This is a genomic window from Streptomyces sp. NPDC006265 (assembly GCF_040613555.1).
Taxonomy (GTDB): domain Bacteria; phylum Actinomycetota; class Actinomycetes; order Streptomycetales; family Streptomycetaceae; genus Streptomyces.
The window spans coordinates 1-11,960 of record NZ_JBEXSH010000185.1; the positions used below are offsets into that span (position 1 = coordinate 1).

General features: G+C 70.0%; 5 protein-coding genes and 5 pseudogenes. 4 read left to right on the plus strand and 6 right to left on the minus strand.

What is annotated here, in order from left to right; translation table 11 throughout:
* Positions 1-861, plus strand: a pseudogene (locus ABZ281_RS17390) (EF-Tu/IF-2/RF-3 family GTPase); the annotation flags it as partial.
* A pseudogene (locus tag ABZ281_RS17395) lies at positions 860-1,150 on the plus strand (acyl-CoA dehydrogenase family protein); the annotation flags it as partial. The pseudogenes ABZ281_RS17390 and ABZ281_RS17395, both read left to right, overlap by 2 nt.
* Here ABZ281_RS17395 and ABZ281_RS17400 read toward each other — a convergent pair.
* The 3 genes and pseudogenes from ABZ281_RS17400 to ABZ281_RS17410 all read right to left on the minus strand — a co-directional run.
* Positions 1,125-2,780, minus strand: coding sequence for a cytochrome bc complex cytochrome b subunit (locus tag ABZ281_RS17400; protein ID WP_356656358.1), 1,656 nt, complete (start codon positions 2,778-2,780; stop codon positions 1,125-1,127). The pseudogene ABZ281_RS17395 and the gene ABZ281_RS17400 overlap by 26 nt on opposite strands.
* A 101-nt stretch (positions 2,781-2,881) precedes the next feature.
* On the minus strand, positions 2,882-3,616 hold the full coding sequence (locus ABZ281_RS17405) for a VWA domain-containing protein (protein WP_356656360.1): 735 nt from the start codon (positions 3,614-3,616) through the stop codon (positions 2,882-2,884).
* Positions 3,598-3,789, minus strand: a pseudogene (locus ABZ281_RS17410) (hypothetical protein); the annotation flags it as partial. The pseudogene ABZ281_RS17410 and the gene ABZ281_RS17405, both read right to left, overlap by 19 nt.
* A gap of 97 nt (positions 3,790-3,886) precedes the next feature.
* Here ABZ281_RS17410 and ABZ281_RS17415 point away from each other — a divergent pair.
* A pseudogene (locus ABZ281_RS17415) lies at positions 3,887-4,036 on the plus strand (ABC transporter ATP-binding protein); the annotation flags it as partial.
* Positions 4,037-4,198: 162 nt separating this feature from the next.
* Here the strand turns inward: ABZ281_RS17415 and ABZ281_RS17420 are convergent.
* From ABZ281_RS17420 to ABZ281_RS17430, 3 genes are all read right to left on the minus strand, one after another.
* Positions 4,199-5,662, minus strand: a complete 1,464-nt coding sequence (locus ABZ281_RS17420; protein WP_356656362.1) for a glutamate synthase subunit beta — start codon at positions 5,660-5,662, stop codon at positions 4,199-4,201.
* Positions 5,655-10,253 (minus strand): glutamate synthase large subunit, encoded by a 4,599-nt coding sequence (gene gltB / locus ABZ281_RS17425; protein ID WP_356656366.1) that lies wholly within the window; start codon positions 10,251-10,253, stop codon positions 5,655-5,657. Before gltB ends, ABZ281_RS17420 begins: the two co-directional genes overlap by 8 nt.
* Positions 10,254-10,634: 381 nt before the next feature.
* Complete coding sequence (locus ABZ281_RS17430; protein WP_356656364.1) at positions 10,635-11,366, minus strand: VIT1/CCC1 transporter family protein; 732 nt, start codon at positions 11,364-11,366, stop codon at positions 10,635-10,637.
* A 310-nt stretch (positions 11,367-11,676) separates the two neighbouring features.
* On the opposite strand from ABZ281_RS17430, the pseudogene ABZ281_RS17435 reads away from it, so the two are divergent.
* Positions 11,677-11,898, plus strand: a pseudogene (locus ABZ281_RS17435) (CoA ester lyase); the annotation flags it as partial.
* Positions 11,899-11,960 lie beyond the last annotated feature (62 nt).

Sequence of the window (11,960 nt, forward strand, 5' to 3'; positions counted from 1 at the left end):
GTGGTCGTGCTGTGCGGCTCCGCGTACCGCAACCGCGGTGTCGAGCCGCTGCTCGACGCGGTCGTGGCCTATCTGCCGTCGCCCCTGGACGTGCCGCCGGTCCGCGGCACGCACGAGGGCGAGGAGCAGGTCCGGGCCGCCGATCCCGCGGCACCGGTCGCCGCCCTGGCGTTCAAGGTGCACGCCACCCCGACGGGGCGGCTGACCTGTCTGCGGATCTACTCGGGCACGATCGAGAAGGGAGACACCCTGTGGGACGCGACCGCGCGGCGCACCGAGCGGATCGGACGGATCCTGCGCGTCCAGGCCGACCGGCACGCCCCGCTGGACCGGGCCGTCGCCGGGGACATCGTCGCCGTGGTCGGGCTGAAGTCCGCCCGCGCGGGCTCGACCCTGTGCGCGGCGGACGCGCCGCTCGTCCTGGAACCACCCGGTGTGCCGGAGCCGGTGGTGTCGGTCGCCGTCGAATCCCGCCGGGCCGGTGACACCGGCCGGCTCGCGTCGGGCCTGGCGCGGCTGACCGAGGAGGATCCCTCGCTGGTCGTGCGGTCCGACCCGGAGACGGGGCAGACGGTCCTGTTCGGCATGGGTGAACTGCACCTGGAGGTGGCGGTGGAGAAGCTCCGGCGCGAGCTGGGACTGGAGGTCAACGTCGGGCGCCCCCGGGTCGGTTACCGCGAGACCGTCGGCCGTGGCGTGTCCGGGCTGGTGTTCCGGCACGTCAAACAGGACGGCGGAGCGGGGCAGTTCGCCCATGTCGTCCTTGACGTGGAGCCGCACGAGGAGGGAGGTTTCGAGTTCCGCTCGTCCGTCGTCGGCGGGCGGGTGCCGCAGGAGTACGTCCGGGCCATCGAGGCCGGTCAAGCACCGGCTGGCGGACGCGAAGATGGCCCTGGAGTTCGCGCGCCCGCTGGTGTTCGGCGCCGCGCTGACCATGGAGCCCACCGACACCGCCGCCGCCAAGGCCGCCGCGTGCGAGGCGGCGTACACCACCGCCCGGACCGCGCTGCAACTGCACGGGGCGATCGGCTACACCGCCGAGTACGGCCTGTCGCTGTGGCTGACCAAGGCCCGGGCCCTGCGCACGGCCTGGGGTGCCCCCGAGGAGTGCCGGGCCCTGGTCGTCAATGCCGGTGATCGCCCCCGGTGATCTCCCGGTATTCGGCCACGGTCGGCTTCTCGATCCGCGCGTCGGGCCCGTACATGGCCTTGGCGAGCCGGGCGCGCAACCGCTCGGACCGCTTGATCTTGCGGCGGACACCTCTCGCGTCGACCTCGCGCCCGATCTCGTACGGCGGGTGCTGCTCGTGCTGGGTGAGCGTGTGCAGCTCGGCCTGCGCGAGAGGCTCGTGGACCTCGATGTACTCGCCGGTCGGCAGCCGCTTGATGGTGCCGGTCTCCCTGCCGTGCAGCACTTTGGCGCGGTCGCGGCGCTGCAGGCCCATGCAGATCTTCTTCGTGACGACGAAAGCGGCGACCGGCAGCACGAAGGCGCCGATCCGGACGAACCAGGTGATCACGTTGATGGACAGGTGCAGATGGGTGGCGACGATGTCGTTGCCGCCGCCGATCAGCAGCACCGCGTACAGGGTCAGCCATGCCACGCCCAGGCCGGTGCGCACGGGCGCGTTGCGCGGCCGGTCCAGGATGTGATGCTCGCGCTTGTCGCCGGTGATCCACGCCTCGATGAAGGGGTAGAGGCCGAGGGCGAGCAGGATCAGCGGGAACAGCGAGAAGGGAATGAACACGCCGAGGACGAGCGTGTGCCCCCAGAGGTTGATCTCCCATCCCGGCATCACCCGGATCAGGCCCTCGGAGAACCCGAGGTACCAGTCGGGCTGGGCGCCGGTGGTGACCAGGTCGGGGCGGTAGGGGCCGAAGGCCCACACGGGGTTGATCTGGGCGATGGCGCCCATCACCGTCAGGACGCCGAAGACGAGGAAGAAGAACCCGCCCGCCTTGGCCATGTAGACCGGTAGGAAGGGCATCCCGACGACGGACCGCTCCTTGCGCCCGGGGCCCGGGAACTGGGTGTGCTTGTGGTAGAAGACCAGGATCAGATGGGCGGTGACCAGGCCCAGCATGATCCCGGGCAGCAGCAGGACGTGGACGGGGTACAGCCGCGAGATGATGTCCTCGCCCGGGAACTCCCCGCCGAACAGGAAGAACGAAAGATACGTCCCGACGATCGGGATCGACAGGATCGCGCCCTGCGCGAAGCGGATGCCGGTGCCGGACAGCAGGTCGTCGGGGAGGGAGTAGCCGGTAAGGCCGGTGATGATGCCGAGCATCAGCAGGGTCCAGCCGAAGAGCCAGTTCAGCTCGCGCGGCTTGCGGAAGGCGCCCGTGAAGAACACCCGCATCATGTGCACCAGCATGCCGGTGACGAAGACCAGGGCCGCCCAGTGGTGGATCTGTCGGATCAGCAGTCCGCCGCGCACATCGAAGCTGATGTCCAGCGTGGACTCGAACGCCTTGCTCATGAGCACGCCGTTGAGCTCCGTGTAGGAGCCGTTGTAGACGACCTCCTGCATGCTGGGCTCGAAGAACAGGGTGAGGTAGACGCCGGTGAGGATCAGCACGAGGAAGCTGTAGAGGGTGACCTCGCCCAGCATGAAGGACCAGTGGTCCGGAAAGACCTTGCGCATGTTGGCCTTGGCCAGGGCGTAGAGCCCGAGCCGCCCGTCCGCCCAGTCGGCGAGCTTCTCGCCCTTGCCGGCGGGAGGTCTCCGGTCGGCGGAGCCCGTCCCGTACACCCGTCGTGCGCCGTCGTCGCCCATACGTCGTCGCCTCCCCGTGGGACCCTTCCCAGCGTGGCACGGGGTCGCGGCCGTGCAAACGGGGCGTGGGCAGGGTTGGGCCAAGGGGACCAGCGGCCGGTTCAGCGGCCGGCGGCGTCCCGCACGATCCCCTGCGCCCGCGCGGCCACCAGCCACTTCGGGAACTCGCCCACCAGCCGGTCGTACAGCTCGGTGTCCGAGACCTTCCGGGGATCCTGCCCCGCGGGGAAGAACCCCGCGTTGTCGACGACCCGCTTGCCCGGCACGGCCAGTTCGTCCAGCTTGCGCAGGAAGTCGAACTGTTTGCTGCCCGGGTCGCCGAAGCCGATGAACTGCCAGAACAGCGGCAGCTTCGCCGCCTTGCACAGGTACCGTTCCGCGGCGAGCTTGTTGATGGGTCCGCCGTCGGTCTGGAACACGACCAGGGCGGGCTCGGCCGACCCGCTGTCGAGGTAGTGGTCGATCACGGCGTCCATCGCCAGGTGGTAGCCGGTCTTCCCCATGTGGCCGAGCCCGGCCACGATCCGCTCGATCTTGCCCTGGTGGTCCGAGAGCGCGATCTCGGTGACGGCGTCGACATCCGTGGAGAAGAACACGACCGGCACGCTGCCGTCGTCGTCCAGGTGCGCCGACAGCCCGAGCACCCGGTCGGCCAGCGCCTGCACACTGCCGTCCTTGTAGTACGGCTTCATCGAGCCGGAGTAGTCGACCACGAGGTAGACCGCGGCCCGCAGCCCGTCGAGGCCGTGCTTCGCGAGGGACACCCCGGCGCTCTTGTAGAGGTTCACCAGGGCGGGAGCGGTCTCCTGCATCTTGCTCAGACTGATCGCGACCATGGGCGGCATCCTCTCACCCCTCGACGGCCGCTCCGTTCACTCCTCGACGACCGCTCCGCGCTCAGTTCCAGCACCCGGTCGGCCAGGCCGAGGAGTTGGGGGTCGTCAGTGGCGACGAGGGCCGTGACGCCCTCGCTGCGGACCACGGCCCGCAGCAGCTCCATCACCGCCAGGGCCTGCCCGCGGCGGGCGCGGTGCTGCTGGCCGGGGCGGTGGCCGTCGCGCAGGCCTGGTGGGCCGGAAGCCGGACACCGATCACTCACCTCAGCCGACCGCGCGGGCCGCCTCCAGCTGCCGGCCGAGTACACCGCGGCCCTGGGCATGGCGGACCGGGTGCTGCTGGAGCTGGAGGAGGACCACATCCAGGTGTGGCCGGACGGGCACGCGAACGCATCCGGAACCGGGGACGAGAACGGCTGAGGACGTGCGACGGCGCCTGCCCATTCGTCCGGTCGGGGACAAGGGGCAGGCGCCGTCAGTGTTCCGCACGCCTTTGTGCGGGACGTCTTGTGAGGTGCGGTCGGACCGCGGGTGACGTGGTCGGACCGCGGGTGACGTGGTCGGACCGCGGGTGTGGTGCGGTCAGACCATCAGCGCGCGGTCCGTCGGACGGATCGGCGCCGGCAGCTCGCTCGCACCCGTCAGCGCACGGTCCACGCCGCGCGCCGCCGAGCGGCCCTCCGCGATCGCCCAGACGATGAGCGACTGGCCGCGGCCGGCGTCACCGGCGACGTACACGCCGGGCACGTTGGTCCGGAAGTCGGCGTCGCGGGCGATGTTGCCGCGCTCGTCGAGCTCCAGACCGAACTGCTCGACCAGGCCGTTCTCCCGGTCGGTGCCGGTGAAGCCCATGGCGAGCGTGACGAGCTGCGCGGGGATCTTGCGCTCGGAGCCCTGCTTCGGGGTCAGCTTGCCGTCGATGAACTCCACCTCGGTGAGGTGCAGCCACTGGACGTTGCCGTCCTCGTCACCCTCGAAGTGGGTCGTCGAGACCGAGTAGACCCGCTCGCCGCCCTCCTCGTGCGCCGAGGTGACCTTGTACAGCATGGGGAAGGTCGGCCACGGCTGGGAGGCCGCGTTCCGCTCCTCGCCCGGGCGGGGCATGATCTCCAGCTGCGTGACGGAGGCAGCGCCCTGGCGGTGGGCGGTACCCACGCAGTCCGCGCCGGTGTCGCCGCCGCCGATGACCACGACGTGCTTGCCCTCGGCCGAGATCGGGGGCGCCACGAAGTCGCCCTCCTGCACCTTGTTGGCCAGCGGCAGGTACTCCATGGCCTGGTAGATGCCCTTGAGTTCACGGCCGGGCACCGGCAGGTCGCGGGCCATGGTCGCGCCGACGGCCAGGACGACCGCGTCGTAGCGCTTCTTCAGGTCCGTGGCCTTCAGGTCGCGGCCGATCTCGATGCCGGTGCGGAAGCGGGTGCCCTCCGCGCGCATCTGCTCGATGCGGCGGTTGATGTGCCGCTTCTCCATCTTGAACTCGGGGATGCCGTAGCGGAGGAGGCCTCCGATGCGGTCCGCGCGCTCGTAGACGGCGACGGTGTGGCCGGCCCGGGTCAGCTGCTGGGCGGCGGCGAGACCGGCGGGGCCCGAGCCGATGACCGCGACGGTCTTGCCGGACAGGCGCTCCGGGACCTGCGGGGCGACGTCCCCGGTCTCCCACGCCTTGTCGATGATCGAGACCTCGACGTTCTTGATGGTGACCGGCGGCTGGTTGATGCCCAGCACACACGCCGACTCGCAGGGAGCGGGGCACAGCCGGCCCGTGAACTCCGGGAAGTTGTTCGTCGCGTGCAGTCGCTCGGAGGCGGCCGCCCAGTCCTCGCGGTAGGCGTAGTCGTTCCACTCCGGGATCAGGTTCCCGAGCGGACAGCCGTTGTGGCAGAACGGGATGCCGCAGTCCATGCAGCGGCTGGCCTGCTTGCTGATGATGGGCAGCAGGGAGCCGGGAACGTAGACCTCGTTCCAGTCCTTGACGCGCTCCTCGACGGGACGGGACTTGGCGAGCTCGCGCCCGTGGTTCAGGAAGCCCTTCGGGTCAGCCATTGATCGCCGCCTCCATCATCTTCTCGTGGGTCTCGGTCTCGGAGAGACCGGCTCGCTCGGCGGCTTCCTTGGCGGCGAGCACTGCCTTGTACGTGCTGGGGATGATCCTGCTGAACCGCTCGACGGCGGTGTCCCACTCGGCCAGGAGCTTCTCGGCGACGGTGGAGCCCGTCTCCTCCTGGTGGCGGCGGACCACGTCGTGCAGCCACTGCTTGTCGGCGTCGTCCAGCGCCTCGACGGCGTCCAGGTTGCCGGCGTTGACGTTGTCCCGGTCCAGGTCGATCACGTACGCGATACCGCCGGACATGCCGGCCGCGAAGTTGCGGCCCGTCTCGCCGAGGACCACCGCGTGGCCGCCGGTCATGTACTCGCAGCCGTGGTCGCCCACGCCCTCGGAGACGACCGTCGCACCGGAGTTGCGGACGCAGAACCGCTCGCCGACCTTGCCGCGCAGGAACATCTCGCCGCCGGTGGCGCCGTAGCCGATGGTGTTGCCGGCGATGACGCTGTACTCGGCGAGGTGGTCGGCCGCGCGGTCCGGGCGGACCACGATCCGGCCGCCGGACAGGCCCTTGCCCACGTAGTCGTTGGCGTCGCCCTCCAGGCGCAGCGTGACACCGCGCGGCACGAAGGCGCCGAAGGACTGGCCCGCGGAGCCGGTGAAGGTGATGTCGACGGTGTCGTCGGGCAGGCCCGCGCCACCGAACTTCTTCGTCACCTCGTGGCCGAGCATGGTGCCGACCGTGCGGTTGATGTTGCGGATCTGCACCTGGGCGCGCACCGGCTGGGCGTCGGTGGCACCGGTCGCGCCGAGCGCGTCCGAGGCCAGCTTGATCAGCTGGTTGTCGAGCGCCTTCTCCAGGCCGTGGTCCTGCGCCATGATCTGGTGGCGCACCGCGCCCTCGGGCAGGTCGGGCACGTGGAACAGCGGCTCCAGGTCCAGGCCCTGTGCCTTCCAGTGGTCGACGGCCCGTGTGACGTCGAGGGTCTCGGCGTGGCCGACGGCCTCCTCGATGGAGCGGAAGCCCAGCTCGGCGAGGATCTCGCGGACCTCTTCGGCGATGAACTGGAAGAAGTTCACGACGTACTCGGCCTTGCCGGAGAAGCGCTCGCGCAGAACCGGGTTCTGCGTGGCGATGCCGACCGGGCAGGTGTCCAGGTGGCAGACGCGCATCATGACGCAGCCGGAGACGACGAGCGGCGCGGTCGCGAAACCGAACTCCTCGGCGCCGAGCAGCGCGGCGATGACCACGTCACGGCCGGTCTTCAGCTGGCCGTCGGTCTGGACGACGATGCGGTCGCGCAGGCCGTTGAGCAGCAGGGTCTGCTGGGTCTCGGCGAGACCGAGCTCCCAGGGGCCGCCGGCGTGCTTCAGCGAGGTGAGCGGGGAGGCACCCGTACCACCGTCGTGACCGGAGATCAGGACGACGTCCGCGTGCGCCTTGGAGACGCCCGCGGCGACCGTGCCGACGCCGACCTCGGAGACCAGCTTCACGTGAATCCGCGCCTGCGGGTTCGCGTTCTTCAGGTCGTGGATCAGCTGGGCCAGGTCCTCGATGGAGTAGATGTCGTGGTGCGGCGGCGGCGAGATGAGGCCGACACCGGGCGTCGAGTGCCGCGTCTTGGCGACCCACGGGTAGACCTTGTGGCCGGGCAGCTGGCCGCCCTCGCCGGGCTTGGCGCCCTGGGCCATCTTGATCTGGATGTCGTCGGAGTTGACCAGGTACTCGGAGGTCACACCGAAGCGGCCGGAGGCGACCTGCTTGATGGCCGACCGGCGGGCCGGGTCGTACAGGCGCTCCGGGTCCTCGCCGCCCTCACCGGTGTTGGACTTGCCGCCCAGCTGGTTCATGGCGATGGCGAGGGTCTCGTGCGCCTCCTGGGAGATGGAGCCGTACGACATGGCGCCCGTGGAGAAGCGCTTGACGATCTCGGAGACGGGCTCGACCTCGTCGATGGAGATCGGCTGCCGGTCCGACTTGAAGCCGAACAGGCCGCGCAGCGTCATCAGCCGCTCGGACTGCTCGTTCACACGCTCGGTGTACTTCTTGAAGATGTCGTACTTGCCGGAGCGCGTGGAGTGCTGGAGGCGGAAGACCGTGTCCGGGTCGAACAGGTGCGGCTCGCCCTCGCGGCGCCACTGGTACTCGCCGCCTATCTCCAGCGCGCGGTGCGCCGGGGCGATGCCGGAGGCCGGGTAGGCCTTGGCGTGCCGGGCGGCGACCTCCTTGGCGACGACGTCGATGCCGACACCGCCGATCTTGGTGGCGGTGCCGTTGAAGTACTTCTCGACGAAGGCCTCGTCAAGACCGACGGCCTCGAAGACCTGGGCGCCGCGGTAGGAGGCGACGGTCGAGATGCCCATCTTCGACATGACCTTCAGCACGCCCTTGCCGAGGGCGTAGATGAGGTTGCGGATGGCCTTCTCGGGCTCGATGCCGGGCAGGAAGGTGCCGGCGCGGACCAGGTCCTCGACGGACTCCATCGCCAGGTACGGGTTTACCGCTGCGGCGCCGTAGCCGATGAGCAGGGCGACGTGGTGGACCTCGCGGACGTCACCGGCCTCGACCAGCAGGCCCACCTGGGTGCGCTGCTTGGTGCGGATGAGGTGGTGGTGGACGGCCGCGGTGAGCAGCAGCGACGGGATCGGCGCGTGCTCGGCGTCCGAGTGGCGGTCCGACAGGACGATCAGGCGGGCGCCGTTGTCGATGGCGGCGTCGGCCTCGGTGCAGATCTCCTCGATCCGCGCGGCCAGCGCGTCACCGCCGCCGTGCACCCGGTACAGGCCGGACAGGGTCGCGGCCTTGAAGCCGGGCATGTCGCCGTCGGCGTTGATGTGGATGAGCTTGGCCAGCTCGTCGTTGTCGATCACCGGGAAGGGCAGCAGGACGCTGCGACAGGAGGCCGCGTTCGGCTCCAGCAGGTTGCCCTGGGGGCCCAGCGACGAGCGCAGGGAGGTGACCAGTTCCTCGCGGATGGCGTCCAGCGGCGGGTTGGTGACCTGCGCGAACAGCTGGGTGAAGTAGTCGAAGAGCAGCCGCGGGCGGTCCGACAGCGCGGCGATCGGCGAGTCGGTGCCCATCGAGCCGATCGGCTCGGCGCCGGCCTTGGCCATCGGCGCCACCAGGACGCGCAGCTCCTCCTCGGTGTAGCCGAAGGTCTGCTGGCGGCGGGTGACCGAGGCGTGCGTGTGCACGATGTGCTCGCGCTCGGGCAGGTCCTCGAGCTCGATCTCGCCGGCTTCGATCCACTCCGCGTAGGGGTTCTCGGCGGCGAGCTGGGCCTTGATCTCGTCGTCCTCGATGATGCGGTGCTCGACGGTGTCGACGAGGAACATGCGGCCGGGCTGCAGACGGCCCTTGCGGACGACCTTGGAGGGATCGATGTCCAGGACGCCGACCTCGGAGCCGAGGACGACGAGGCCGTCGTCGGTGACCCAGTAGCGGCCGGGGCGAAGGCCGTTGCGGTCGAGGACCGCGCCGACCTGCTTGCCGTCGGTGAAGGTGACGCAGGCCGGGCCGTCCCAGGGCTCCATCAGCGTGGAGTGGAACTGGTAGAAGGCGCGCCGGGCCGCGTCCATGGAGTCGTGGTTCTCCCACGCCTCCGGGATCATCATCAGCACGGAGTGCGGCAGGGAGCGGCCGCCCAGGTGCAGGAGTTCGAGGACCTCGTCGAAGGAGGCGGAGTCGGAGGCGTCCGGCGTACAGACCGGGAAGATCCGGTCGATGGCCTTGTCGTCGGACCCGAACAGGTCCGAGACGAGCTGCGACTCGCGGGCCACCATCCAGTTGCGGTTGCCCTTGACGGTGTTGATCTCACCGTTGTGCGCGACGAAGCGGTACGGGTGGGCCAGCGGCCACGACGGGAACGTGTTCGTCGAGAACCGGGAGTGCACGAGCGCGATCGCGGAGGCGAAGCGGCGGTCGGACAGGTCCGGGAAGAAGGGCTCGAGCTGGCCGGTGGTCAGCATGCCCTTGTAGACGATGGTCCGCGCGGACAGCGACGGGAAGTACACGCCGGCCTCGCGCTCGGCACGCTTGCGCAGCACGAAGGCCTTGCGGTCGAGGGCGATGCCCTCCGAAGCGCCGTCGCTGACGAAGATCTGGCGGAAGACCGGCATGGTCGACCGGGCGGTGGCTCCCAGCAACTGGGGGGCGACCGGCACCTCGCGCCAGCCGAGGACGGTGATGCCCTCGTCGGCGGCGATCGTCTCGATCTGCGAGACGGCGTCGGCGGTGGAGTCCTCCGGCAGGAAAGCGATGCCGACGGCGTAGGCACCGGCGTCGGGCAGTTCGAATCCGGCCACGTCACGGAAGAAGGCGTCCGGGACCTGCGACAGGATGCCGGCGCCGTCGCCGGAGTCGGGCTCGGAGCCGGTGGCGCCGCGGTGTTCGAGGTTGCGCAGGACGGTCAGAGCCTGCTCGACCAGGGTGTGGGACGCCTCGCCGGTGAGGGTGGCGACGAAGCCGACGCCGCAGGCGTCGTGCTCGTTGCGGGGGTCGTACATACCCTGCGCAGCAGGGCGAGCATCCATGAAGGACCAGTTCTGGCCATTCGCGGAATGCTGGGACGGCTGGCGCGGCGTACGCATCGGCTCTCCCGTCGTCGTCATGTGGCATATGCAAGTGCCGAGGGACGACGTTGGCCCTCGCGTGATCGCAAAATTTCGTGCAGGTTACATGATGGAGCGGCTCTCGGGAACCGGGATAATCCGTTCCAACATGCGGACACCGCGGGTGCGCGGCGGGGGTACCGCGCCTGCGGTGGAGGCTATGGAGGGGCCGCACGGAACGATCGGGTCAGATCGGTTTCCATCGGCCCGAGGAGCGGGACAGGCGTCGTCGCCACCCCGCTGGGGGTGCGCGGCGAGCGTCGTTGCCCGCAGCGCTTACGGCTCATGCCCGCTGGTTCCGCATTTGAAACCAGTGAGTAACGGCCACCTATGCGGTCCCTTGCATAGGTCCGAGCCGCGCTATCCTACGGCCGTTCCGAACACGGTGCCCAGGGCGTACGTCACACCAGCCGCCGCGCCTCCCAGCAACAGCTGCCGAAGCCCGCTGTACCACCATGTGCGTGCCGTCACCTTGGCTACCACCGCACCGCACAGGAAGAGCCCCAGCAGCGCCAGCAGCACCGCCTGCCACATGCTGTTCGCGCCCAGCAGATAGGGCAGGACGGGAATCAGCGCGCCCAGCGCGAAGGAGCCGAAACTCGACACCGCGGCCACGGTCGGCGAGGGCAGATCACCGGGGTCGATGCCCAGTTCCTCCCGGGCGTGGATCTCCAGGGCCTGCTCGGGGTCCATCGACAGTTGCCGCGCGACCTCGCGGGCCAGCCCCGACTCGACGCCCCTCGACTCGTAGAGCGCGGCGAGCTCGGCCTCCTCGTCCTTGGGGTGCTTGCGCAGCTGGCGCCGCTCCACGTCCAGCTCGGCCTCGACGAGCTCGCGCTGCGAGGCGACGGAGGTGTACTCGCCGGCGGCCATGGAAAAGGCGCCGGCGGCCAGGCCCGCCAGCCCGCTCAGGACCACGGTGTGCTGGCCGACCGCTCCGCCGGCCACACCGGCCATCAGAGCGAGATTGGAGACGAGGCCGTCCATCGCACCGAACACCGCGGGACGCAGCCAGCCGCCGTTCACGTCCCGGTGCGTGTGATTGTCCCGGTGCGCCTCGTGCAGCGTCGCCTCGGTGTCGATGATGGCCATGGAAGATCCCCACTCCCCGCTCTTTGGACAGATTCCAGAGTTTTACGACCCACAAACTACGCCCCGAATTCCGACCTCGCCAGCAAGGAAAGGCTGCGCTAACCTGCGGCTTTACCGTTTCGCGCTCACTTGATCATCAGTGTGCCCAGATGTCGACCGGGTGATGCTGGGGCACGTGAGGCTCGGCGGAGTCACCGGAGTGGGGCACATGCCGTATGGCATCGATCGCCTGCATCCCCTCCGTCCCGGCACCCGGAGACGCCGCCGGGCTCCGCGCACGCGCACGCGGCGCACTGCTGGGCCTGGCCACGACACCGGCCTCGACTGGCTCCGCTCCCGGGTGGTGGTGGCCCGGGCCGCCGGTCTGCCCCCTCCGCCCCAGTCCGTCCACCCGGACACCCGCGACCTGGACGGGCTGGCGGCCTCCTGCGCCCACGGCCGCGCCCTGGGATTCCTCGGCCGGGCCGCGATCCACCCCCGTCAGCTCCCGGTGATCGAACGCGCCTATCTGCCCACCGAGGCGGAGATCGAGGCCCGCCCACTCGACCACTAGCGTTACATCGCGTCATATCCAATGGCCAACCCCGCATCCAC